The 26146-nt window shown below is 35.4% G+C and carries 26 protein-coding genes; 6 read left to right on the top strand and 20 right to left on the bottom strand.

The annotated features are described in order from the left end of the window. Positions 1–89 precede the first annotated feature (89 nt). Entirely contained in the window at positions 90–275 is a 186-nt protein-coding gene (locus A5819_RS18955) for a serine-rich class II lanthipeptide (RefSeq protein WP_139843294.1), read from the bottom strand. A gap of 123 nt (positions 276–398) precedes the next feature. Continuing rightward, positions 399–2870 (bottom strand): SpaA isopeptide-forming pilin-related protein, encoded by a 2472-nt coding sequence (locus A5819_RS09460; RefSeq protein ID WP_086278564.1) that lies wholly within the window; start codon positions 2868–2870, stop codon positions 399–401. 254 nt (positions 2871–3124) lie between these two features. Here A5819_RS09460 and A5819_RS09455 point away from each other — a divergent pair, with 254 nt between their 5' ends. Beyond that, positions 3125–4000 carry a helix-turn-helix domain-containing protein gene (locus A5819_RS09455; protein ID WP_086278563.1) on the top strand — a complete coding sequence of 292 codons (876 nt, stop codon included), beginning with the start codon at positions 3125–3127 and terminating at the stop codon, positions 3998–4000. A 20-nt stretch (positions 4001–4020) separates the two neighbouring features. Here the strand turns inward: A5819_RS09455 and A5819_RS09450 are convergent, their stop codons facing one another. The 7 genes from A5819_RS09450 to A5819_RS09420 form a co-directional block, all read right to left on the bottom strand. After that, a complete protein-coding gene (locus tag A5819_RS09450; protein ID WP_086278562.1) occupies positions 4021–6258 on the bottom strand; it encodes a VWA domain-containing protein in 2238 nt (745 codons plus the stop codon). 36 nt (positions 6259–6294) lie between these two features. Further along, positions 6295–6954 (bottom strand): hypothetical protein, encoded by a 660-nt coding sequence (locus A5819_RS09445; protein ID WP_086278561.1) that lies wholly within the window; start codon positions 6952–6954, stop codon positions 6295–6297. Positions 6955–7061: 107 nt separating this feature from the next. Further along, a complete protein-coding gene (locus tag A5819_RS09440; RefSeq protein ID WP_086278560.1) occupies positions 7062–7730 on the bottom strand; it encodes a winged helix-turn-helix domain-containing protein in 669 nt (222 codons plus the stop codon). A 45-nt stretch (positions 7731–7775) separates the two neighbouring features. Next, positions 7776–8648, bottom strand: coding sequence for a BsaA family SipW-dependent biofilm matrix protein (locus A5819_RS09435; RefSeq protein ID WP_086278559.1), 873 nt, complete (start codon positions 8646–8648; stop codon positions 7776–7778). A 42-nt stretch (positions 8649–8690) separates the two neighbouring features. Further along, entirely contained in the window at positions 8691–9452 is a 762-nt protein-coding gene (locus A5819_RS09430) for a hypothetical protein (RefSeq protein WP_086278558.1), read from the bottom strand. A gap of 35 nt (positions 9453–9487) precedes the next feature. After that, positions 9488–10534, bottom strand: coding sequence for a BsaA family SipW-dependent biofilm matrix protein (locus tag A5819_RS09425; protein WP_086278557.1), 1047 nt, complete (start codon positions 10532–10534; stop codon positions 9488–9490). Between the two features lie 90 nt (positions 10535–10624). Continuing rightward, positions 10625–11368 (bottom strand): signal peptidase I, encoded by a 744-nt coding sequence (locus A5819_RS09420; protein WP_086278556.1) that lies wholly within the window; start codon positions 11366–11368, stop codon positions 10625–10627. A 473-nt stretch (positions 11369–11841) separates the two neighbouring features. On the opposite strand from A5819_RS09420, the gene A5819_RS09415 reads away from it, so the two are divergent. Next, positions 11842–12411 carry a recombinase family protein gene (locus tag A5819_RS09415; RefSeq protein WP_086278555.1) on the top strand — a complete coding sequence of 190 codons (570 nt, stop codon included), beginning with the start codon at positions 11842–11844 and terminating at the stop codon, positions 12409–12411. A 217-nt stretch (positions 12412–12628) separates the two neighbouring features. Then, the gene (locus A5819_RS09410; protein ID WP_086278554.1) at positions 12629–13945 is read left to right on the top strand and encodes a peptidoglycan amidohydrolase family protein; all 1317 of its coding nucleotides are present in this window, start codon (positions 12629–12631) and stop codon (positions 13943–13945) included. A gap of 143 nt (positions 13946–14088) precedes the next feature. Here the strand turns inward: A5819_RS09410 and A5819_RS09405 are convergent, their stop codons facing one another. From A5819_RS09405 to A5819_RS09395, 3 genes are all read right to left on the bottom strand, one after another. Next, complete coding sequence (locus tag A5819_RS09405) at positions 14089–14403, bottom strand: multidrug efflux SMR transporter (protein ID WP_086278553.1); 315 nt, start codon at positions 14401–14403, stop codon at positions 14089–14091. Continuing rightward, positions 14400–14735, bottom strand: coding sequence for a multidrug efflux SMR transporter (locus tag A5819_RS09400; protein WP_086278552.1), 336 nt, complete (start codon positions 14733–14735; stop codon positions 14400–14402). Before A5819_RS09400 ends, A5819_RS09405 begins: the two co-directional genes overlap by 4 nt. A gap of 832 nt (positions 14736–15567) precedes the next feature. Beyond that, positions 15568–16896, bottom strand: coding sequence for an aminopeptidase C (locus tag A5819_RS09395; RefSeq protein WP_086278551.1), 1329 nt, complete (start codon positions 16894–16896; stop codon positions 15568–15570). Between the two features lie 151 nt (positions 16897–17047). Here A5819_RS09395 and A5819_RS09390 point away from each other — a divergent pair, with 151 nt between their 5' ends. Together A5819_RS09390 and A5819_RS09385 are read left to right on the top strand one after the other, a co-directional pair. After that, positions 17048–17422, top strand: coding sequence for a GntR family transcriptional regulator (locus A5819_RS09390; RefSeq protein ID WP_086278550.1), 375 nt, complete (start codon positions 17048–17050; stop codon positions 17420–17422). Positions 17423–17436: 14 nt separating this feature from the next. Continuing rightward, a complete protein-coding gene (locus tag A5819_RS09385; RefSeq protein ID WP_086278549.1) occupies positions 17437–18819 on the top strand; it encodes a DUF5808 domain-containing protein in 1383 nt (460 codons plus the stop codon). Between the two features lie 67 nt (positions 18820–18886). Here A5819_RS09385 and A5819_RS09380 read toward each other — a convergent pair whose 3' ends face one another. Beyond that, positions 18887–19240, bottom strand: a complete 354-nt coding sequence (locus A5819_RS09380) for a hypothetical protein (RefSeq protein ID WP_176271400.1) — start codon at positions 19238–19240, stop codon at positions 18887–18889. A gap of 163 nt (positions 19241–19403) precedes the next feature. Here A5819_RS09380 and A5819_RS09375 point away from each other — a divergent pair, with 163 nt between their 5' ends. Further along, the gene (locus A5819_RS09375) at positions 19404–19883 is read left to right on the top strand and encodes a GNAT family N-acetyltransferase (protein WP_086278548.1); all 480 of its coding nucleotides are present in this window, start codon (positions 19404–19406) and stop codon (positions 19881–19883) included. A 95-nt stretch (positions 19884–19978) separates the two neighbouring features. Here A5819_RS09375 and A5819_RS09370 read toward each other — a convergent pair whose 3' ends face one another. The 7 genes from A5819_RS09370 to A5819_RS09340 all read right to left on the bottom strand — a co-directional run bounded on the left by A5819_RS09370 (position 19979) and on the right by A5819_RS09340 (position 26140). Further along, positions 19979–20596 carry an AAA family ATPase gene (locus A5819_RS09370; RefSeq protein WP_086278547.1) on the bottom strand — a complete coding sequence of 206 codons (618 nt, stop codon included), beginning with the start codon at positions 20594–20596 and terminating at the stop codon, positions 19979–19981. Positions 20597–20602: 6 nt separating this feature from the next. Next, entirely contained in the window at positions 20603–21466 is an 864-nt protein-coding gene (locus tag A5819_RS09365) for a class II fructose-bisphosphate aldolase (protein WP_086278546.1), read from the bottom strand. Positions 21467–21493: 27 nt separating this feature from the next. Further along, positions 21494–21892: a hypothetical protein gene (locus A5819_RS09360; RefSeq protein ID WP_086278545.1), complete on the bottom strand. Its 399-nt coding sequence runs from the start codon at positions 21890–21892 to the stop codon at positions 21494–21496. A gap of 15 nt (positions 21893–21907) precedes the next feature. Then, entirely contained in the window at positions 21908–23197 is a 1290-nt protein-coding gene (locus A5819_RS09355; RefSeq protein WP_086278544.1) for a PTS sugar transporter subunit IIC, read from the bottom strand. A gap of 30 nt (positions 23198–23227) precedes the next feature. Next, positions 23228–23533, bottom strand: coding sequence for a PTS sugar transporter subunit IIB (locus A5819_RS09350; RefSeq protein WP_086278543.1), 306 nt, complete (start codon positions 23531–23533; stop codon positions 23228–23230). 24 nt (positions 23534–23557) lie between these two features. Next, positions 23558–25654, bottom strand: coding sequence for a BglG family transcription antiterminator (locus A5819_RS09345; protein ID WP_086278542.1), 2097 nt, complete (start codon positions 25652–25654; stop codon positions 23558–23560). Between the two features lie 285 nt (positions 25655–25939). Beyond that, the gene (locus A5819_RS09340; protein ID WP_086278541.1) at positions 25940–26140 is read right to left on the bottom strand and encodes a heavy-metal-associated domain-containing protein; all 201 of its coding nucleotides are present in this window, start codon (positions 26138–26140) and stop codon (positions 25940–25942) included. Positions 26141–26146: the final 6 nt, after the last annotated feature.

Genomic DNA, 26146 nt, shown 5'->3' with positions numbered 1-26146 from the left:
TTATTTATGTAAAATTTCTTTAGTTAAAAACAAGTGCTAGACAAGGCACCTATCAAGAGGACCTCGTCTAGCAACTCGCTTATTTTAAATTACCATCCGCAACATCTTGAAGAGCAGCAGCTATAGCTACATCTTGTAGAATAACAGCTTCTTGATGATGATGAAGATGATGATGAAGACCAGCTCCAACCGAAGCTTCCTTGAACTTTATTCATTTCTTCTGGTGTTAATTCTTCAAAAGATTTTCCAACTTTTTTCTCAGCTTGTTTGTTCATAGTGTGTATTCCTCCCAAATAGTTTTTGGATAATAAAATGTGCACTTTTTATTATCATCTATTTAAAATAGATCGTTGTGTAAACAATCTATCTTAAAACAATTGTGTGTGTTTGAATCCTGTTTAAATCGTTAATCTAATAATAGTGAATTTATTCGCTTCAATTTTAAAGCTAGTTGCTTTAGAAGTGGTCGAATATCCTTTTACAACAGGTTCTATTTCATATTCACCTGGTGGCAAGTAAGTGCTGATTTGTCCGAATTTATTGGTAACAACTGTTGTTTCAAACGCTGCACCTTCCGCACAGGTGATGCTATATTCCAGGCCATGTAGGGCTTGTTTCGCATCGTTACTTGAAAGATAAACTAAGGCACGACCTAATTCCTCTTTAGGTGGATTATAAAATGTTACTCCTGTGATTGTCTCTGCAACAATTTTTGTATTTTGAGTGGCTACCTCGATTTTATAGCCATCTGGTGCTTTCGTTTCAGTGATGGTTACTTCTCCAATCGGTAAATCTGGGAAGAAAAGTTCTCCTTGAGTATCGGTCGTTCCTTTATGGATCGTTCCAGCTGAATCCTTTACTTCAAACTCAGCATTTGGTAAGACTATATCTGTTTCAAAACCGAATTTATCTTTGGCATATTTGGTAATTTTCAATCCGCCCAAGTTTTCTTTTTTGATATTCGCATGTCTTATTTCAGCTATTTTTCCAGATTCAACCATCACTTCGTAGAAAGTGGCGTCTTGTTCATAACCTGGTGGTGCTTCAACTTCGATCACATAATACTTACCTGGTTCTAAATCATTTAAGAGGACTTCTCCATTGACATCTGTGGTGTGTGTCCCGATAAGTTGATTATTATTGTCATAGATTTCAAATACTGCACCTTCTAAATAAACCGTTGGATCTGAATCCTTGCGATATTTCGTGATTTTTAAAGAACCAGTGATCGGTTCTGTTTTTTTATTGATTACATTAATTGAAACTTTACCGTTTGGATCATCTTTCGAAATTTTAATTGTTTTTGGTGTTGCGTCTAATTCAAAGCCTTCTGGTGCTTTTGTTTCGATTAACTTGTAAGTGCCATACGGTAGGTCATTTAATTGGCCCACGCCATTGGCATCTGTTGTGATTTTACCAACTAGCTCATCTTTTTCGTTATACACATCAAATTCAGCCCCAGCTAAAAGTGTTCCAGCTTCATCTTTTTTAACTACTTCAAGATTTCCAGTTGTTTTAGCCTTTTTATTTTCAATGGTGATACTGATTACCCCATTTGGATCACCTTTGGAAATTGTAATTGTTTTTGGTGTTGCGTCTAACTCATACCCCTCTGGTGCTTTTGTTTCAATTATTTTATATGTGCCAAATGGTAAATCTTTCAATGTCGCAATCCCATTGGCATCTGTTGTAATAGTTCCAACAACTTTATCATTGGCATCACGAACTTCAAACTCTGCTCCAGCTAACAACTTGCCGGCTTCATCTTTTTTGATTACTTCAAGTGCGCCAGTCGTGATTTTCTTCTTATTCACAACAGTAATACTTGCTTTACCGTTCGGACTACTCTCAGACAACGTAACATATTTTAACGTTTGATCTAATTCATAGCCTTCTGGTGCTTCATATTCCAGTAATACGTATGTGTCATAAGGTAGGTTTGCCAACGTTGCAACGCCATTGGCATCTGTTGTGATTTGTCCTACATAGACATTCTTACTGTTTAGAACATAGAATTTTGCTCCAGCTAATAACTTGCCAGACTCATCTTTTTTAATTACTTCAATCGTTCCAGTTTTTACTACTTTTTTATTTGAAATCGTAATACCAGCTACTCCTCCTGGTGAGGAAGCAGAAATCGTAACATACTTCGGTGTTGCATCTAATTCATACCCAGCTGGTGCTTGAACTTCGATTAATTTGTACGTGCCATATGGTAGATTCCCTAATGTGGCTACTCCGTTAGCATTTGTCGTGATTCTTCCCACGTATTGATTATTCGCATTGTACACATCGAAAACGGCTCCAGCTAAGGCTTGGTTATTTTCACCAACTTTATTGACTTTAAGACTGCCAGTTTGAGTCGGTAACGGTTTATTACATTTAGTGATACAGATAAATTGTCCTGCTCTAAGAATACTGAAACTCAAAGCACTTGTTTCTAGTTGATAACCAGTCGGTGCTTTCGTTTCCTTAATAGAATAATATCCAAGTGGTAAGGATCTTGTTTCTGCAATCCCATTGTAATTCGTCTGAATCACTTGAACTGCTCGACCCCAGCGGTCATAAATGGTAAACTGTGCTCCTGACAATCGTGCATTTGTGCGTTCATCATATTTAATTACTTGAATGCCGCCACATGATACTGGAGCAAAAAAGCGTGATGTTGCACTTGATGGTGTCAAAAGATTATTTTGAACATTTGACATGTAATCATTTGTAAAAGCCGTTCCCATTTGGCTATTCACACTTGATCCTGTTGACCATGATGCATTACCTTGAACAGCTTCAGCTTGCTTTCCACCTAAGGCCCCCAAAGTCAATAAGACGAAAACGAATGAAAAAAATAAATAGCTAATCTTCTGTTTCATATAAAAAAGCTCTCCTAACAATTTTGATTTTTCTAACCCTTGTGCACTCTTCTTTAGTATGTAATAAACCAAATAAATAATTGAATCATCTTACTCAACTCCTCTCCAATCCTGAAAGATATTTAAAAAATTATAAAATATAAAAAAATGTTTGATTTTTCGTTGGTTATTTAATGTTTTTGCTATAATAACATAAGCATTGCAACTTTTTTCATCAGGTAAATTATTCTTTACGATTAGAGAGGAGCACTATTTTGAACCATTATGGAACGTTATTAAAAAATATTAGACAGGAAAAAGGGCTCAGCCAAAAAGATATTTATGATGGCATCATTACTCGGCAAGCCTATTATTTGATCGAAACAAATACCAGCATGCCATCTTTTGACAAATTTTTACTGATACTGGAGAGACTTTTCATCTCTGTTGACGAATTCCTGTATGCCCTAGATCCTGAAGTTTTTCCAACCGAAAATCACTTATATCACCAATTGAGCCAAGCTGTTTTTAAAAAAGATAAGCAACAACTAACGTCACTTATTGCGCAATCACAAACGCTATATAGTACAACAAAAAATAAAAAATATTACCACCTGAACTTAATTACACAGGCAATGGCACTCTTAAACCTAGAGCAGTCAGAGTCTGACACTATCGACTGTTTGAAAGATCTAATGGACCCAATCAAACAATATTTAATTGGCATCGATAAATGGTATCTCTATGAATTAAAATTACTCAATAATTCTTTATATTGTTTTGAACTTTCTGAAGCAATTGCCTTAGGAACTTTAGTTGGAAAAAAAATCGACACACTCAGCACTTTGGAACAGTATCAAGATATCAAATTACGGATTTACCTAAATCTTTCTGGCTTATGCTTAAATTGTCAAGATTATGAAAATACACTAATTTTTTCAACCTTAGCCAAAGAAAATGCGCAAACGGATTACCGACTATTTGAAAAGATCATTGCCAGCCTAAACTATGAAATTGCTAAGACGGCTAGTCAAAAACTCGCTGTCAACGCTCACATCACTAACTATTTATCTATTTTAGAAACGTTAGACTATCAGGCAACAGTCAAAGAATACAGAAAAGTATTGAAAAACAATAAGATTACTTGCTGATTATTTGTTTTTTATAACACTTAGGATCCAAATTTGTTAACCTTGTAATCCCAACTGTAGGGTCTTGGTGAAATAATGAGTTCTCCATTACTATCTTCCCCAAACTTAGGTGTGATGAATATCGTTAGCCAATATTCATTTTCTTTTTGGTAATCTAAAATAGCTTCATTGTTCTTGATCAAACTAGCTGTATTACTGGAAATATGTGTTTTATTTAAATCTAAATTCGTCGTTGTGGCAATATAACCATAAAACGTATAGTATTCTGGAATTACGTCTACAACTTTGAGTTGCTTTTGTTGTTTTGTTAAGGTAATTTCATATTTTGTAAAGAGATTTTGTACTACTTCAGCGGCAGAATCCTTAGTTGTACTTCCAGAAATTAAGTTCAAGTTTTGCTGTGTCTCATCGATCACAGAGCGATAAAATCCTTTTGATGGTATAACTAACTCTGAATTTGGTTTAAGTACAGCTTGTCGAATATTTAAACTAACTGTTTTCTTTTCTGGAATTTTTTTATTTGTCACAATAATTTGCTGATGTGCGTAAGCATCCACTGTTGTTGCAAATTTAAAGCTACTCTTTAAACCGATCTTGGTTAAGCCATTGATATCAATCGTTGTTTCGTAGTCTTGGTTCGCTTTTAGTATTTCTTCCACGCCATAGTCTTGATTGGCTTTCCACGGATGAACAATTTTTTTGACCTCATTTGAATAGAGAGAAAAATGATCATTTATTGTGTATTGATCCTCGCCATATTTAAAATCAAACAATTCTGTTCGATCCTCTATCTCCGTACCTGTTTCATTTTGTAATTTCTTTTGCAAACTAACGATAATCGGCTTGACTTTAGGCACAATAAAATCGCCTTGTTTCATAACATCATTGTAGTCTTTGTAAATAATCGTTGTTCGCCCATTCGTTTCTGCTAATCCATTTGCACCAATGATATTCGGTTTCAATACTTCATCGTCTGCGTTGATACGGTACTTTATTTCAGCAAACATAACATCTTCATCAGGATCAAGCGAAACTGGCGTTTTTAGTGTTCCGACATTCCAATTGATAGTTGGTCGCCCATTGACATCCTTGATCTCGGTTGTTCCTTGCGTTGCTTGGACTGCTCCATTCATTTCAAATCCTATTCCCATCGGATCAACAACAAAGCCTGATTTGATTGCTCCTACGATTTCTCCAGCAATGCCACTCAGGATATCTTCTAAATTGTCCGCTGTTGCAGCAAAACTTTTATCTTCGGAAGTCGCAATTTCTTTCAAGGTCTTATTTCCGGTAACAATACCATCATCTGAGGAAGTCGAATCCATATCCACACCGATCGTATAAAAATCCGTGACTAAATTCTCCCCATTTGCCATTTTCTCGTTTTTTGCAATCGATGCTTCTGCTATTGCACTATGGGCATGATTTGCCATTAAGCGATTTGTTGAATTTGGCGGCATTTGTTCATAATCTGGTGCAAATGCACCATAACGATATCGTCCTTCTGCACCATTTCCATATATTTTGTTATAATTGAACTTTCCTTTTGGAATCGTTTTAACACTTTCATAGTAGGTATAGCCAGATTGAACGTTGTATTCTTCCATACCGATTAGTTGGTTATATGGCTCAGTTGGTGGATAACTGAACGTTGGCACACCATCTGAAATCAAAACGATATTTCTTTTACTTCCGGATGCTTTAGCAATTACTTCCGTAGCAGACTTTATTGCAGATTGAGTAAATGTTCCACCTTCCGGCTTTAATTCCTTGATTTTATCAATCAATAATCCTTTATGGGTTGGATCGACAAATTGATCACTCCAACCACTTTCATTAAATGTATAATTTGTTACTTCTGAACTATAAGTGATCAGAGCAATTCTATTATCATAATCTTTCCGTAAAACCATATTTACAAACTTTTCAGCTGCCATTTTAGCTTTGACCATTCGATCGTTATCTTTCATACTTCCCGATGTATCAATGATCAGTACAACATCTGTCGGGGGTGGTGGGAATTGGTTGCGGCCTTCGATTCGAAGTGTGATATCCCATTGATTGACCATACCAGCTACAGGTTCAGCTGTTTTACTTAATTTTATTTGTCCGGGCTGCAGGTCAGTTTTTTGAGCTGCCTTAATTGGAGCATTAGTATATGAAAGTGAGGATTGCGCTGCATAAATAGAGCCAATCAAGCAAAAAATAAGCATAAACCATTTAAAAAACGTTACGTGCCTGTTTTCTTTTTTTTTCAAAATAGCACCTCTTCTCTACCTCTTAGAATTTTCTTGCTATTCACTGATCGTTTGATTTTCCAATAAATTATCCACATCTAAAAGTGGCTTGCTTGTAGGTATCTGGCCACTCCACCAAGCATCTCTATAAGCAAATTTTGTCGTACTGATTCCTTCTGCCTTGACTTCAAAGGATAACAAGACACCTTCATATTCTTCAGTAATATTCACTTGATTCATTTTCACTTTAGTGAATAAATTTGTTGTCGTTTCCCCTTTTAACAGCTTCTTCTTATAATAAAAATAACCATCATTTCCATTGGTCCAATCAGTCAAATTATAATCAATACTCAAGACTGGAGTTGGTCCGTCAACCGTTGCAGGTAATAGCGTGAGAGAACCATTCGCTTGTGCTTTAGTAAGTACGGGTAATGCCAAAACTCGAATAAAAATTTCCTGTTCTCCGGTATTTTTTATCGTGACTTTTTTTAAATATTCTTTATCGGGTTCAAAAATTGCGGGTGGATCAAATTCTTCTTCTATCGAAGTTTTAAGGTTCCCAACTCTAAATTCATTCTGCTTTAGATCACTATCTGTCAAGGCTGCGTAGGTTTGATATAAACCAAAGGAAAGACAGATAATCGTTACCAAAAATCCTGTAAATAAGCAAAATTGTTTGATACTTAAATACTTTTTGGTCTTCTGCTTTTTCTTCACGTGCCCATCCACTCCTTTTTGGTTGCTTAATTACTATTTATCAGACATTTAAAGACTTCAAACCACTAAGTTATCACTCTTGATAATTTGTGCAGTTAGCGTTTTATTTACTTATTGATAGATTCATCCGGCAGATTCAGTCTGTAACCTTTTGAACGAACTGTTTTAATAACATCAGCATATTTGATATCGATCGTCTTTATTTTTTGTCGTATGTGAAAAATTAAATTCGCTACACGATATTTTGGTGGTACTGTTTCTTTTTCCCATAGATAATGAGCAATTTCCTCATAGGTCCGAACTTTATCTCCTGATGTATATAGATAATCTAATAACATATATTCCAATTTGGTTAGAACGAGCTTTGTATCGGAAATCAACACAGTAAAGCTCGACGGATCTAAACAAAAGCCGCGCTCTTTTTCTACAGCCATACAAAGTAATCCATTTTTTATCGTCCAAGCGATTTCATCAAACGTGTCTGATTCTAATAAAAAGCCAGTGACGCCTAATTTCAAATAGATGATTTTTTCTTCTCCTAATGGTTCATTTGTCAAAATCCAGATTGGTTTTAACGGACTTTCTCGGACTTTGATTAGCCATTGAAATAATTTTTCGATTTGAATCTGTTCATTTTTTTGAAGAATGATTCCTTGAAGAGAATCTATGTCCACATTTTCTAAATCATAGATTGAAATATCAAAATCAGTAAAAAGTTTTTTTTTTTCGCTTTCTTGTATCGTTTGGTTAGCCGAAAGTACTCCTAGTGCGTACATACTTTTTCACATCCTTTTGATTTTTCCATATTGAGGACTCTTCTTTTAATCATTTAAGCGCCCATGGTACATGTTATATAGATCACCAGAATTGCCAATATTCCAGGAACTTAACAGTCCTTTCGTGGTATCATGAGCATCCATCATCGGATTTAGTTGATATAAAGAACCTTTAAATCGATTTGGCGCACTCGGACTCAAATGTACGCTGTTCATTACCGGCGCACTTATTTCATTTGGTGCCAGTAATTCAGAATAATAAAAGTATCCGTCTTGATAGAACCAATAATTTTTTGTTCCTTTTGCGGGTGCAACATCGTAGACGTTATCTGGAAAGTTTAACTGAAACCAACGCAGATCTGTCTTTTCTCTAGCACTCTCTTTAAATTTATACATTTCGGTTCCTGTAAGTACATTAGGAACGATTGCTTTTTCAGCAATCAACTGTTGGCCGTCATATAAATATGTTCCGCCAACGTTAACTGCTGGTTGCCATGATGCTGTATTTTTTTGATCAACAGTTGGCAGCACCTCTTGTGATGCGATGGCTAGATTACCATTCCCCGTTTGATCTGTAATATCTATTTTGAAAGTCAATAAGTATTCATATAAACTGATTCGTACAAACGCCGGAATATTTCCAGTATTTTTAACTTGAATCACTTTCTTTGTTGCTAAACCTGGTTGCCATTCAAAATTAGGTTCAAATTCTTCGATGATTTCAGCAGATAATCTTGAACCAACAAAATGATTGAGCTCACTATCTTCAGAGACAAACCAAGCATATGTACTTCCTAGAACCATCAAACCAGAAAAGAGAAATGTACTTACAGCAATGATCCATTTTGTGTTTACTTTTGCTCTTTGCTTTTTGCTAGGTTTCTTTCTTTTACCAAGATTGTGCTTATTTTTTTTCATGCTGTACCGCCTCCCATCATTTGATCGTTCTAAAAAATCCAATTACAATTTTTTATTCTGTTCATATGGTTTTTTTTCCTGTTTTTTATGTTTGATGATCAATAATGAAACCAATACTAAAAATAAGCCTATACATGAAAAAAGTAGAGCATTACGCCATTCTTCCCCTGTATTTGGTAGCCTTAACTTACTTACTAGTTTTTCAAGAAAAGGTTTGTCCGGTTGCTCTGGCTCTTTAGTATCTGGTAATGTTGTTTTGACTGCTTTAAACTGCCAAATATTTTCCACTATATTCTTTTTAAAAAAATCTCTATTAGTATACGACTTGCCATCTAGCTCAAATTGGGCTTCCAACATCTTGGTGTCGCCCCCTTTGAATGTACCTAGATTTAGTGGGGCTGATTTATCTTGTAGATTTAGCGTTTTGCTTACACCTGATAACGGTCCAGTGTAAATTGTTTTCCCATCGTAAATCAAGGTCATCTGAATCGCTTCAGATAAATCTAATGAGCCTTCTATAAGCGTCGGTTTACTGACATTCATGGTTAAGTGATAAGGGATATCTTCTTCTATGTTGATGATCGTGATTTTGGTAGACCATTTTTTACCTGGTGCAACATCTCGAATATCAACGAGATATTGTCCGTCATTTTTTATTTTAATACCTTGATCATCACCAGCCACTATTCCTGGGGGAAGGTTGGATTCAGAGTTTACTTCAACAGGTTTTAAGGTAAGTGATAAACTAATTAGTAGGAGGAACCCTACCCATAACCACTTGTTCTCCCTGTATTTTCTTTTCATCCTTTTTCCCCCTCAAAATAGATAGCTATTTTCAATTATTTAGCTGGTACTAGATCTTTTAAAGCTGTCGCTAAAGAATCATTGATACCTGCTGGCAACCAGTCATCAACAGCGTCTTTGTATGCTGCAATACCTTGGCCTTTTACAGTTAAGTCATAGATCAATTTACTATATTCATTACCAGCTGTTCCCAGTAATTTAACTGCATCCATCAATTGTGTTGTATTTACTCCTGGGTTTACAACACTTGTGTAGTAGAAGTAACCATCAGCAGCGTTGAAATACCATTTGTCAGCGACAGTTGGATCAGTTGTAATGTTATTAAATGAAATTTGGATATTGTTTGATCCTGTTGCCGCAGGTGCGTTCCAAATCAACGTACCATCTTGTGTGAATGTTGGCGCATAAATTGGTGCTTGTGTCCATGCTTTTTCCTCAGCAGCATTGTATTCTAACGATACATAGCTAAGAGCTGGAGTACCTGATTTTACTTTAATTTTATTTGTAGCATCACGCACGAATCCATCAATACCACTTGCATGATATAAAACGCCGCCTTTTTCAAAAGCATAGCGGTAAGTATACGTGGTTTTTGTTCCAACTGTTTCAGCTTTTTCTTTCACTTTTAATGTATAATCACCAGCGAATTCTCCTGCTGCTACACTTATTTTTGGTGCAGCACCATCGAAGGTAGAATCTGTAAAACCAGCTGGGGCATCCGCGCCAGGTAATAAGTAGATTTCTTTACTTGTTTTACCTTCAAGTTCAGCACCAGTTGTTGGTTTTGCTTGATGGTCTTTTAAAAGTTGCAATGATTCTGTTAAAGAGACACGGATCAATGTTTTGTATTTACCGATATTGGCAATTGCCACATCTTTATTTACTTCTGAACCTGGATCCCATTCGGTCGGTGGCTCAAATGTTTCCACCACTTCAATATCTTTTCCAGTTGCAATTTGACCTTCAAAGTGGTTGGTTTTTTGGTCTTCACTAGTAAACCAAGCAAACGTTGCCGCAGCTATTGCTGCAAGTGCAAAGGCACTTGCTAACGCAAGAACTTTTTTCTTTCTGTTTTTATTCATTTCTAAATTTCCTCCCAAATTTTTTTATTATTAACTTTTCAACATTGGCAACGAAAATAGGTTTTCATCCCTAATTAAAAAGTAAATATCTTATTTATTTAAAATGTAGTACCTGATGATCGTAATAAAACCGAAAACTGAAATCAGGAAAATAATTGAAACCAGCGGATTTTCACGTACAAAATTTAGAAATGCGCCTATTTTAGGAACAACTATAATTTTTTTCCCCACCACTTGTTTCGCGCTAACTGGCACATCTTCTGCTAAGTTGGCATCTCCTTGAGTGATATAGTAGGTTCCCTTGGTATCGCCTAAATGATCCATCTTTTCTTTCACCCTATGAGTTAAAAATGCCTGACTCTTGATGCTAGGACGAAATGTAATGATATCTCCTACTTCAGCCGAATCTCCAGCAATATTTTTTACGATGATCACATCGCCAGAATGAAAGCCCCCTTTTTGTTTTTCAGGATCTCTCGGCACCATTGAATCCGTTAAAACACCGAAAAAACGATAACCCATCACACTTTTGTCAGCATTTTTAGTCGTTGCAAAAATAATCGATCCAATAATCATAAATAAAATGAAACCGTAAAAAATAATGTTAAATAATAAAGTATAGACAGGATTTTTGGGTTTACGTTGTTGCGTTTTTTTTTTTGCTTTTTTAGAAACATGCTCTTGTTTTTTTTTGCTATTTTTAGCTTGTGGCTTCCTGCTTTTAGGTTTTGAATGTTTAGAGACCTGTTTCTTATTTACAGTTTGTTTTGGTGCTGATTTTGTAGTTCGCTTTTTTTTGTTTGGCTGTTGCTTCTTATTTCGCTCTTCCGCCATTTCCCTAAACCCTCACTTTGTCTTGTACTTACCAAAAACAATGATCTTTTACTTTTAACTATCAAGAAAAACAACTAAATCTATAAGCTTCATAAATAAGCTTTCTGATAATAGTTTCAAGCCATTTGAAGAGTCCAAAAAACTAATGATATTGAGAAAATCAACTAAAACGCAAAAAAAAAAATACGCTTGAAAGGATAAATCCCTTCATAACGTATTTCTAGACTGTTTCCTCAAAGAAAAATAGCCAGCGTTTCAACTCTATAAAAATCATTAGTTTATTATAGAGAAAACTGAAAGTCAATAGTATTTAAAAATATTTTTTACTCTTTGTTTTCAGAGTATTAATGGGGGTGATCCAAATGCTAGCGCTAACTTTATTCAGCTCTTTAAATTGCTGAATAAGAGAACAATTTTATCATTCATTATTATAAACAGAAAAGCAACTATCAATAAATCAGAGGTGTTTATACATGGCAGTGATTGGTTATATGCGTGTCAGCACGCATCAGCAAAAATTTGATTCTCAACAAAAGGCTCTTGAACGATATGGCGTAGATTTTATTTACAAAGAACGAGAGAGCGGCAGAAAGATATCTAGAAGCGAACTGAACAAGGTTTTGGCCTGTCTAAAATCAGGAGATACATTGGTTATTTTTAAGCTTGATCGATTATCCAGAGGTACAAAACAATTGTTGAGTTTGTTAGAGGAATTTGATCGAAGAAATATTCATTTTGTCAGTATTCAAAATAATATTGATACTACAACTGCAATGGGGCGATTCTTTTTCACTGTAATGGGGGCTTTCGCTGAAATGGAAGCAGAATTGATTCGTGAAAGAGTGATGGCAGGCCTTGATGCTGCTAGAGAAAATGGTAAGCAGCTAGGACGTCCACCACGCACAAAAGAAGTCAATGAAGCAATGGCGCTTTATACTAATTCAGACTTATCTGTTCCTGAAATTGCGAAAAGATGTAATGTCTCTGTCCCAACAGTCTACAATCATATTAGAAAACAAAACTTACTCAGGAAGGTCAACTAACACACAACTAGCACATAAAAACGCAATGAAAAACTAAGAACAACGATTTATCTTATTACTGACAGTACATAAAAAATAAACCTTTGGGAGAAATATAACAGAATTGAGACATGTATTTGATAGAAAGGTAACAGATTACTCCTTCTTTTTTTTGCTAATCTATTAATAGAATTAACAGCGCTGTTGATTTATTAACAAAATAAAGGAGAGATGCTTTGTGGCAAGTATTGAAGCAATGATTAAATGGATGAAAGATAGAGAAGGAAAAGTAACTTATAGTATGACTAATAGACTAGGTCCAAATAGTTATGACTGTAGTTCGTCGGTCTATTTTTCATTGATTGCAGGTGGCTTTTTGCCAAGTGGAAGTATGGGAAATACAGATACTTTATTTGGAGATCTAGAAAGAAATAATTGGCGGCAAGTGGCTCCTGTAAACGGATATTATAGGGTTCAAAGAGGAGACGTCTTTATCTGGGGAGCTCGCGGAGCTTCTGGAGGAGCTTCTGGACATACTGGTATTTTTGTTGACAGTGTAGATAATATCATTCATTGTAATTATGGCTATAATGGTATCACAACAAATAATCATGATGTTATTTGGGGCTATAATGGAAGACCACCAATTACAGTGTACAGAAGTGCAGCTGCAAAACCAGAACCACCAAAATTACCAACTAAAAATCCTGAACAGCCAATTACAAAAGGGATTAATTACGAAACTCATGTAAGTAAAGTAGGCTGGATGAACAATGTAGCCAATGGCGCTTTATCAGGATCAACAGGTTACAATTTACCAGTAGAAGCAGTGAAAGTACTTTTCAAAAACAATCAGATCCCAGCTTCTGTTTCATATCGTGCCCATGTATCCAGTATTGGGTGGATGCCTTGGGTAAAAGACGGACAGCTTGCTGGAACAACAGGACAATCAAAAGCGGTTGAGGCAATCCAAGCCAAATTAACTGGAGAAGCAGCAAACTACTACAATTTAGAATATCAAGCTCATATTGCTGATAAAGGATGGATGAGCTGGGTTAAAAATGGTGCAACAGCTGGAACAACTGGGCAAAAGCGAAGCCTTCAAGCACTGAAAATGAAACTCGTTCGTAAACCAATTGATCAGGGAACTAGTCAACCTACAACAAAAGGTGTGTCATATCGAATACATTTAGCCAATGAAGGCTGGCTTGGTTATGTTACTAATAACCAAATGGCTGGAACAACTGGTCTAGGAATTGAAAGCCAATGCTTAGAAGTCTATGTAGATGGTAAGAAAGAAAATGTACAAATTGATGCTCATGTTGCTGAAAAGGGCTGGTTGACAAACACAGGTGGCACAACAGGACAAAAATTATCCTTACAAGCCGTTAAACTCAAATTAAAAAATGGCTTGGAAAAGCAATACGATATTTCTTACCAAGTACACGTGTCAGAAAAAGGTTGGATGAGCTGGGTTAAAAATGGTGCCGTAGCTGGAACAACTGGTCAGAAATTAGCAATCCAAGCGATTCGAATTAAACTTACAAATAAATAACCATTCTAGAAAAAAAGCATTCCACATTGTTATTAAAAATTGATACCTTTATACACCACATATAACATGACACACGGATGAGACAAAATTTATGATGGCAATAAGCCACATAACATTTGTCTCATCCTCTTAGTTTTATCTCATCAACCAATCAGTTTCAATCCAATAACGGATACTAAAATAATGCCAATAAAAACAATTCTACACCAGTCTTTCGATTCATCATAAAAAACCATCCCTAGAATCGCTCCACCAGCTGCTCCAATCCCTGTCCAAATAGCATAAGAAACACCCATTGGCAAAGTCTTCATCGCTAGATAGAGAAAGATAAAGCTACTACCAAAGGTCAAGAATAATAAGCATAATGACTTTTTATCTTTATTTTGATTAAAGCGGTTGATCGATCCCACTCCTAGCATTTCAAAAATGCCTGCAATAATTAAAAATAACCAACTCATTTCTGACTAGCTCCTTTCTCACCCGTTACAAATTTCAAGCCCATTACACCAATCAGTAATATTACAATCAAAAGAATTTTTGATACTTTAAATTCTTCACCAAAGAAGAGAATCCCTGTGATCACCGTCCCCGCCGTACCTAAACCAACAAAAACTGCATAAGCCGTTCCAACAGGCAACGTTTCACCTGCTTTGATCAAGGCGTAAAAGCTGATAAGAATACAGACTACTGTCAATAAAATTTCCCACCACGTATTACTATGTTTCATCCCAATGACCCATAAAACTTCAAAAAATGCGCCAATCATTAATTTAATCCAATCCTTGTTCATAAAAAAACCTCCTAATTTTAAAAACTGAAAAAACTAGCCTGCGTAGCTAGATAACAATAAGAGCGTAGCGGGCTCGTTCAGCTCCGACTGAAAAATAGGAAAATAGGAGGGTGGCGTTCTTTGCCTCACTTATATTTTATCTTTTTTCCGAGGAGCTAGCTCGCATAGCTAGATAACACTCTTCCGCTTCGCCCCATCTTCTCCTTCATGTTTCAACATCCAACCAAATAAAAAAAGTGCCAATCAACAATTCCATCTATGGCCTAAGAATTGTCGATTCACACTTTTACTGATAAATAGCCGGCGCCGTTTATCAAAAGTTGTTTGATTTAATTTTATTCTATTGATTTGTTGAAACTGTTTCTCATTCTACTCCACAATCTAGAATTTAGCAATAGAATTTTTCTCTATTATTAATTAAAAAATTCTTAATATTCTTCTTCATTTCCCTATAAGACAAGCTTAAACCTCATTTTATACCGAAATAAATACATAAATGTCTAAAAATTCAATCATTTTACTCGATTTTTTTCCATCTATCTTTCTGAAAATCTTTTTTGTTTATATAAAAAGCTGATTGAATCAACTTTTTATGAACATTTATATCTCATGATTTTGTAAATCTAAGCAACATATGATACACTTACTTTATCAAAAAAAGATTCCTAGTGAATCAGTCAACGTTGATATTACTTACTTTAGGCGGTAGTAATGTCAACGTCTTTCTTTTGTCTATACAAATTATACCACACTAAAATCTTTTTGAAAATATCCGTAGACTTAGCGTAATAAAAAGAACCCACCTCATTTAAGGTGGGTATAATTTTTATCTTTATGCTAAAGCGCCCATTGGATCCCAAGGTGCTAAAACGGTTGGTTCTTGTTTCCAAACTTCTTGTAATTCTTTCGATAATAACTCTTTACGAATAACGATTTGATACGTATATTCATCCATCCAAGCATCACTCATCACAAAAAATCCTTTATCGCCGACTTTTTCTCCCCAGCTATTTTCTACTTTCCATTTAGTTGAAGTACCATCGATTACATCTACTCCCGTTAAAACCATCGCGTGGGTCATTAGACTTTCACCGAAATCTAAGCGCTGTGCTTTCGTCATCGTAAAATCGATATCAAATAAATCGTTCATATCATAAGCATCTAGAGACATAATTCCACTATCTCTAGTTGAAGATTGACCAACATCACAGCCAAACCAAACAGATTCACCTTGTTCTAATTGAGCCACAGACAGTTTCTTAAAGGTGCTCATGTCCACATTGATATACTTCACTTCTTTACCGCCTACGACATTGCCTAGCATTTCTACTGTGTAGGTTTGATTGTAAGGTTTATCCGCTGTGGGTGCATTGATCACACTTACATAGTCATCCAGGTTAACGCCAACGTATTTTTCATAGAATGATTGAGGCGTCAACTTTTGATCTAAATGATAGTTTTTCTCTTCATCACGGTATTCAAAATCAAACGTTTCCGGAGGTGTACCTAATGAAGTTGCTAGAAAATTATATACTTCCTCTAACATTGTTTCTTTAACCGCTTGAACTTCGGCTGCTGATTTTCCAGCCGTTATCAACTCACGCAAAATCGTTGCGTCTTTTCTTAGTTTTTTGTTTAGATAATTGTTTAAGTCTCTAGAATTTGAGCTATTGCTACTTTCTGGCATAGCTGTTTTTGGCACTACACCGTATTTTTGGAAAAGAGAGACGATCATATCCCATTGTCCACCATCTTGCTGTGGTGTTGCTAATAAGAATGCAACCTTTCGGCTATCTAATTCTTGATCCGCTGTCGCAATGATATTTTCATAGAAGTAATTTGATTTTTCATACTTATCCCAGAAAAATGTATAGTTTTGAGAAAGTTCAAAATCTTTTAAGTTGAAGCTATTGATCATTTTGTGTCTAAAAGTGTTTAAGGCAGCAAACATCCAGCAACGTCCGCTTTGTTTTTGGTTGGCTACTTTTCCTGTAGTAATATCGACAGAAAATACTGGCACATTATTTACTTCAGCCTGTTGATTTTGAGCAGATGCTGTGATGCCATTTTTGACAACGCCACGTTGTAAGGCGTTTAGTTTATTATTTTCTATGAAACTATCGTGAAATTTTTGTGTTACAGTTGGTTCGATCACTGACATATTGATTCATCCTTTCAATTATAAGGTTAGTTCTCATTGTCATTATATGCCTGAATCTTCAATCACTCAAGTTTTTGATAAGATAAATTTGCATTTTTGCATTATTTGTATTATTATATGTAATACAAAAGAGTAAAAAAGAGGTGATAATATGTTATTAGTGATAGATACTCAAAGTCAAATGCCGATCTATCAACAGATCTGTAATCAATTGATCCTTGGAATTGCTACAAATAAGTTGAAGCCAGGTGAAATTTTACCTTCTGTTCGACAAATGGCTGATGAAATCGGAGTCAATATGATGACCGTTTCAAAAGCTTATACTTCATTGAAAAATGATGGTTATATTTTAACTGATCGTCGAAATGGAACGAAAGTAGCCGAAAAACAACCGCTGGATCCACCTTTTTATACCCGATTTTTAAAGGAACTGGAATTATTGCTAGCCGAGGCTTCTATTCATCAATTATCTGAAAAAACAATCCAAGCAGAAATCCAACAGATTTATCAAAAATTTGAACAGTAAAAGGTGTGTTGAAAATGAATTTTTTTCTATATTTACTACTTGTTGGGGTCAACTTTTTAATGGCATTAGCAGGTAGAATCCCTGCTAATCCGCATAAAAATATTATTTTAGAAACAACTTTACCTAAAGAAAAACTTCAAGATGAACAGGTTCTAACGATTAGTAGAACTTACAAGAAACGGCTACTACAGTGGGCTTTTATTTTCTCTGTCGCTGCACTTCCAATCCTTACCATATCGTATGATTCATTGACATTGATTTATTTTCTAGTAATGATTTTTGGCTTTATTGGTACCTCATTTTATTTACAAGTCATCTATATTCGCAAAATGACGACTGTTAAAGTCCAAAATAATTGGATTTTACCTACAAGCCCACTCCTAGTTGATACCACATTAGTGGCTAATAAAAATCGTAAATTAATTTCCATTTGGTGGTTTTTACCTAGTATTTTGATCACTATTTTAGGTTGTATTTATTCTTTTACAACTCTTGGTTTGTCTAATGGTAATTGGATCATTGGTCTGATCTCACTGCTAATGTCAGCCATGTTTTTACTTTTCTATTATTTTATTGCACGTTTTCCTGTTAAGCCTTTAACAAGTGATGAAACAATTAATCAACAAGTTAATGATCAAATGCGGCATCACTGGTCTGTTTTAATGGCTGTTTCAGCACTAGTTTTGAGCCCGCTAGCGTTTATTTCCGTTAGCTCAGTTTCAATTCCTTATGAAAAAATGATGTTGTTTTCAATTGGTTACGCCTTACTCATTCTTGGCTTTGTCCTTTTCACTTTTTACTATTTATTTTCATCAAGAAAAAAACAGGATCAATTGATTGCACAAGCAAAGGAATATCGTTATAGTGATGAAGATCAATATTGGAAGTATGGCATTTATATTAATCCAAATGATAAAAGAATCATGATCCCGGACCGTGTGGGGATGAATATCTCTGTAAATTTAGGCCGACCGGCTGGGAAACTAGCTTTAGGGATAATCGGTGTTTTGGTTTTATTTTCTTTAGTTGGAGCTAGTGTTCCAATGGTGATCAGTGATTTTTCAGCCAATCCATTTGAATTGAGCACATCACATAATGGAATCTCTCTATCTGCTCCTTTAAGTCAAAGCAGAAAAATCACTTGGGATGAGATTGAATCTGTAGAATTGATCAATACACTTCCTAAAGATCGACTTAAACTATACGGGACAGCAACAGAAAATTATTTAACTGGGGAATTTCAAATCAATAATGAACCCGCTTATTTACTTGTTTTAACAAATAAGAAACCGATTTTAGAAATAAAGACGAATGATAAGCTGTATTACTATACAAATAAGGACACAACATTAACGGAAAAATACTATAAGGACATCCAAACGATTCGTGGAAAATAAAAAAAGGTTGAGCCCCTCTCTTGGGGGCCCAACCTTTTCTTTACTTTTATCTAGCTTCACGAGCTCGTTACACTTTTATTTTTCCAATGTATTCTTGATCATACCTAATAATGTTTTTACATCTTCGGGGCTTGTATCTACTATTTCTAGATCGATGATTGAACACTGTTACCTGATCGTCAAATACACAACTATATTGTTTTTCTAATTCTTGTCTGCTGAAAAATAAAACTGGTCGACTTTTAACTCGGATCGTTTCTTGATTAGTCAATAATTTATTCAAATCTTCACTAACAGTGTTTCTTGCTAAAGATAACACCTCACTGATTTCTTGATCCGTAACCCCTTTCAATTTTTCCACTGTTTTTTTCTTTTTAGTTTGTTCAGCGAGAATATTGCCTACTTTTTCTAACCTGTGCATATCAGCTCACCTCATTTGTTTATTAAGAATTATTATACTTGATTGCTTGATAAGTTAATAGAGGAGATTATTTTGCTAAAAAATGCTCGATTCTGCAAATTATACTTTGACATATTTCTTTAATGTGATTAAACTAAGCTTAATGAATAGGAGTGAACAACTAATGACTGTATTCAGTTTAAGAAAATATCAAAAATCTGATTTAGAAAACATAATTGCTATATTTAACGGAACTGTTCAAGCAATCAATAAAAAAGATTATACACAACAACAGATCGAACAATGGGTACAGCTATCACCTGATTACGATAAATGGGATGCTGAACTATCGTCTAGTTATACAATGGTTGCATTAAACAGAATGGAAATCATCGGTTTCGGTAATATATCTGACACGGGTGAGCTTGGTTACTTGTATGTCGATAAAAAGTGGATTGGCTATGGCATAGGAAAAATGTTAGTCCAAGACTTAATGGATCATGCACTTAAAGCAGGAGCAAAAGAACTGATTGTTTATTCATCGATCACTGCGAAGCCTTTCTTTGAGTCGTTTGGATTTGAGGTAGTGGAACAAAAAATCAATTACCGTAATGGTGTTTTGCTTATGAACTATTTGATGGTTTATCGTAAAGAGGCCAAGTAAGGATTTAACTTACTGAATCGTTTAGCAATACAAAATAGAGACATTCACTGGAAATTTCAGAGATGCCTCTATTTTTGTCGTTTTCTATTTATTTTTCAGTGGTTATTTTCGATCTTGTTTTTCAAGTATGCAATCAGAGAACGATAATCAACTTTCAGATAATCTGTAACATCAAATTCGTGAAGTTCTCCTAACTCAAATTGATTATAACCTCTTGTGTTAATAATTTGTTTGAATGCAGCTTTTGTAATATGATTGTCTGCTTCGTTGCGATTTTCTAATTGATCATGAAAATGGTAATGTGTCATCAAATGACTCAGATGTCGCTCAGGCTCTAAATCCCGTTTCTTTCTGCGTTCCCACAAGACTTCAAAATCAGCAACCAAACGGATCGTGATCACTTCATATCCATAAGTATCAGCAAATTGAGCGAGTCTATCTTTTTGTTTGTCACTAAATGGATACTCTGAAACGATCACCTGTTTTCCTGCCTCCATATATAATTCTAAAACCCCATAATAAAAGTGCCAAACCCTTTGTTGCAACTGCTGCTTTTCATCAAGCGTATCAAATCCAACTGAATCGGCAAATAATTCCTTCCCTTCATCTGGTGTGATCAAAAATAGATCAGGAATCTGTTCTTGGATTTTTTGGATCAAATAGGTTTTCCCTGTTGCGGGACTACCTGCAAGTAAGATTAAAAGTTTCTGCATCCAATCCTACCTCATAACAAGCGGGCTATCCACATTCATAAATAACCCTATTTTATGTTTGACGATTTCGTGACATACTTCATTGGCAGGAATTACATTGTATCGTAAAGACTTATTAATGGCTGTCACTTCAAATGATTCTTTCGCCGTTTTAGTCCAATTAACTAAAAGTTCTGTTCCCACATTGAATTTACGGATACCGTTATTGATCAGCTCTGGGTAGTCTTCTTCTTTTACACCAGTTCCTCCGTGGATTACAAGAGGAATATCAACCGTGGCATGAATCTCTTTTAACAACGGTAAGTTGACTTCTGTTTTAGACTTAAATTGACCGTGATTGGTTCCAATCGCAATTGCTAAAGCATCAATTCCTGTAGCTTCTACAAATATACGGGCATCTGCTGGTTTTGTGTAGACTTTGTCATTTTCCTCTACATGAATTCCTTCCTCTGTGCCGCCAATCGTTCCTAATTCCCCCTCAACAGAGACTCCTCGTGGATGGGCATATTCTACCACAGCTTTCGTTTTCAAAATATTTTCTTTAAACGGTAAATGAGACCCATCATACATTACAGATGTATACCCTTGATCGATTGCCTCTTTAATATCATCAAAATTTCTTGCATGGTCTAAGTGAAGAACTGCATCTACCATCTCTCTATCAGCCATCGTTTTCACTACAGAAACTAACACATCATAACCAATATATTTTGCTGTATCCACACTGGTTTGAATAATAATCGGAGCACCCATTTCTTTCGCTGCTCGAATCATTTCTGGTAACATTTCTAAATTATGAGCGTTAAACGCTCCCACTGTAAAGTTCAGTTTTTCAGCTACTGTTGTAACTTCTTTTAATGTTGTATACATTTATTTATCCCCTATCTGTTGATTTTTCTAACCACTGATCGTGACTTTTTTAGCGATCTGTCTCATATCATCCATTTTATTCATCCATTGATCAATGCCTGCTCCATCACCCTTTTTAGCAGCCTCTGCTCGCTTTTGATTGTACAAACTCATTAATTTTTTATAGCCTGCTCCAATACTGTTTTTATGGGACTGACTTTTTTCTAGCGATACGATTGCTTCGTCGATTTCACTTAGTTGTGCAAATAACAAACCGACTTTTTCATGTTTTTCAGCTAACACACTATCTATTGGTTCTGATGCTGTGATTTCTAAAGTAAGTTCAGCAATTTCTTGACGTAATTCATTTTTTTGTTCCTCTGTTAAAACCTCGTCGACTTCTGCTTTGATAGGTTTTGTTTTTTTCTTTTTTAAGAAATCAAACATCGTTTCACTCCTTTCCTAAAAGGCCTTCGTAATTGGGCTAATGATCCAAGCATATAAAAGTGCTGCCGTAACGGTATCCACATCTGTTGCTGTAGCATTGATAAAGCCCATACTGTTGAAAATCGTCACTAATAGTGCTGGTAATAAAGTGATAAAGAATCCATGTGCGATCCCACCAATGATTGCACCACGTCTGCCACCAACTGCATTACCAAAAATCCCGGCTGTACCACCTGCAAAAAAATTGGTCAACATTCCTGGTAAAATCATCGCTAAGCCAAACGTTGGTAGAATGAACATCGCCAAAACCGCTCCGATCGTTGTTGTAATAAATCCTAGAATTACTGCATTTGGGCTGTAAGGAAAAAAAACAGGACAATCTAGAGCAGGAATTGCATTTGGCACTAGTTTCATCGCAATCCCTCTAAAAGCTGGTACGATTTCTCCCAGTAGTAAACGAACACCTGCTAACAGGACGTAAACACCAACGACAAACTGAATTGCTTGCAAAAAGGCAAACATAATATAATTTTGATTGCCAGATAAAGTTGCTGCAAACGTTTCACCTGCAAACAATACTGTCACGATATATAAAGGAACCATTACAACCATCACGGATAAATACGTATCTTGAAGAAACTCAAAGGATTTCGGCAACTTAAGATCTTCCACAGACTTCTTATTTTCACCACGTTCACCAAAAATCCAGGCAACACCAGCTTCAAATAGATACCCTATCGTACAAAAATGACCTAGTGCAATATCATTCGACCCTGTTATCTTTCTAATAAACGGCTGTGCAATCGCAGGCATTGCCACCGCAAAAACACCACCAATAAATCCACCAACCACAATCAACACAATCCCGCGAAGTCCAGCAAAGTAACCAAATACTGTTGTCATCGTTGCCATCCACAAAATAGCTTGCCCTGTTAAGAAAATGTATTTCCATTTCGTAAACCGTGCAATCACTATATTAAAAATAAAAATTGCTAAAAATGTTAACGCGATATCCCGACCGAGTCCAAGTTCATTCATTGCTTGTCCATTAATCGCTTCAATGGAAGGAATGATTCCTTGCATATGAAATCCTTTAGTAAAAATCTCACCAAAATAAGTCAAACTGCCTACAATAATACTGGAACCCGCACTTAACACTTGAAACCCTAATAAGGTTTTTAGTGATCCCGACAAAACTTGCCCAATCGATTTTTTTTGCAAGATCAATCCCAGCATAGCAATTAAGCTAATCGTGATCGATGCCTGTGTCAAAATGTTTTCGATGATAAAATTAACTACCCCCATGATAAAAAACCTCCATTTATATTCTTGTCGCTAAATAGCGCCTTTTGCTTGTAAAACTGGTGTGATTTTTTCATCTATTTCGGCTTTTGAAACAATATTTTTCAGATAAATGATCGCTGTTTTTTCTTCATCAATACTAAATTTTTCAAATTGTGTCTGAAAGTTTTGAGCTGTAATAATGATATCTGGATTCATTGAAACGGCAGATGAGATATCTGTATGTTCAAGTTTAGCTTCTACTCCTTTCTTTTTTAATACATCTTCTGCTGCCATTTGCGCCGCAAAACTACTGCCTAACCCTGCTCCACAAACAAATAAAATTGTTAATTTTTTCATGATAATCCGCTCCATTTCTTCGTATTATTTTGTTTCTTTTAACGCTTCTTCATATAGGATTGCTTCAAAATCAGTTACATTATTACAGCTAGTTAAACGCTCGATTTTTGTCTCATCATTAATCAATTCAATCAAGCTTTTCATGATATTTAAGTGGGAAAATGAATCGACTGCCGCTAAACAAAAAATGATTTTCACTGGATCATTTTCTTCATTACCAAACACAACAGGTTCTGCCAATGTTGCAACACTGATTCCTAATCTATTGACCCCATCTTCGGGTCTTGCATGGGCTAGCGCTAGATGTTTTCCCATAACGATATATGGACCAAATTCTTTAACAGAGGCAATCATTGCTTCCACATAAGATTCTTTGATACAGTTTTCGCTTAATAAAGGAAGTGCGACTCGTTGAATTGCGCTCTCCCAATCTGGACATTTTTCTAATAACAAGATATCGCTCTTCTTTAAGACATCTTTCAGCATTGGCTGCAACTCCCTTTTATTTATCTTTAAATGATTCTTATCAAAAGTATTTTCTAATTGTTGGTAGATATTACTAGAAATCATTCCACCACTTTCTTTGATCAAGTCAAGAACTGTATAGAACAATTCGGTAGAATCATTGGCATTATTTATTAGACGCTTAAATTGTTTATTTCTCTCCAAGAATTCTTGGATGTTTTTCCGACTTTCTACTTTGATGATCGGATCTACAACTAAAATTGGTTTTTCTGGATACGTTAAACTAAGCGTTGAAAAAATCAAATCCACATCCAATTTCTTGATTAGCTCCATTTCTCCTGTACTTAAGACAGCCAGTACATCGATATTGAACAATTCTTTTAAATGTTCTGCCAATAACCGACCTGTTGCTGTACCGTGATTGCAAATCACAACAGCTTTATAGGTATAGGTCAATTCTTGATTGATTGCACTGACAGAGGTAGAAAAATGAATCGTCAAAAAGGCCATTTCATCTTCACTTAGCTCATTTTTGGTAATGACTTCAATCGTTGGTGCAAATTTTTCAATCGCAAAATAAATATTTCCATAATATCGTTTAACCGTTTCCTTTAAAGGATTTAAAATGTGTATTTCGCTTTTTACCCGGCTAATCAAGCCAGCCATATGCCGATACAATCCTTCATGAAGCGATTCTTCTTTCTTGGAAAAAGGAATTTTTGTCGTTTGCTCGACGAATTGGATGAGCTGAATCGATAATAATTGTGCTTGTACCCATTCTACAGAGTTGCTGATACTACCAGTGTTAAAGGTTTCCAGCATGAAAATAATATAGTTTATTTCTGAGCTAGGCGGTCTGACAGCAAGTATTCGGCACAATTGATTGATAAACGTCTGAAGCTTATTTTGAGCTGGCTCAACCTCTTCCCAAGAAGAGTTCATAATCAATTCCTGCCTTAAATAACGGCTTAGCCAAATAGCTGTAAACATGACCAGTTGATTTCGGTAAAGGTCCTCTCGTGCAGAAATTGTCTGATGATAGACCTGATCGATTTTCTTCAATATATGCTTAGGAATATAGCGAAATAGATATTTTTCTGAAGTACTCAAGCCCACTTCATTTCCCTCAAGAAAACGCAAACTATCAATAGTTTGGTTAATCACATCGTAAATCATGGTTCGAATGGTTCGTTCGGAGCCTTTCAAAATAATCCCTTGCTTAGGTATACTCAGAACCTCGAGTCCATATTCTAAAAGAATCGTTCTGACCCTGCGCATATCTTCATCCATTGTACTTTTTGAGATTTGGTACTCTGATTCTTTTTGATATAAAAACACAGGCTGCTCCGATAAAGAAAATGCTAAAATTAGGTCAAAAATTCGTTCTTCTCGATTCAAGTAATCGAATTCATCTTTTTCATCCAGATACCCCTCCAATAATTTCCTTTCCTTTTGCTCTAGCTTTAAAAGCATTCCTCTGTTGCGGATCGTTTTAATTTCAGGTAATTTTCGTTCATTAAGAAAAACATTGATTTCTTTAATCTCATTTCTGATCGTTCTGTTACTGAGTTGAAAATCTTCGCTTAGCTCGCCTAAAGTCAAAGGATAGTCCGACCAAATAAAACGGTTGAATAGTTGGATTGTTCGATCTTTCATCTGCTTCTCTCCTTGCTTGGTTTTATTATATAGTGATGCGGAAAAATTGATTAGTAGAGATTGTTGCACTATTTATTGGCAAGAATGTAAGCGCAGACATTTAGTGAAAAAGAAATAGTTACAGTTTTAGTATACAAAAAAAAGAGCTGACAAAACTAAAGATCAGTTTTGTTAGCTCTCTAAATCCGAATAAACAGCGAGAAAAAAGCAGCTCATTCGGAAATAAACGCTTTTTTCTCGGCCTCTTTGAGTTGTAATAGATAATTTTTAGTCGCAATCTACTTTTTAAGCTACAGTAAATTTAGTTTCTGACAATGAGTTTTGTAACTCATCATTTGAGATTTCTCTGACACTTGTTACAGATGCAGATTTTTTCTCTAAATCAACACTAGCAGATTGAACACCTGCAATTTTTTCAAAGTTTTCTTTAACGATATTTACACAACCATCGCATTTCATTCCGTTGATCGTTACTGTTTTTTCCATTTATAA

It is taken from the genome of Enterococcus sp. 7E2_DIV0204 (assembly GCF_002140855.1).
GTDB classification, from domain to species: domain Bacteria; phylum Bacillota; class Bacilli; order Lactobacillales; family Enterococcaceae; genus Enterococcus_L; species Enterococcus_L lemimoniae.
This window is presented reverse-complemented; position numbering and strand designations above follow the sequence as displayed.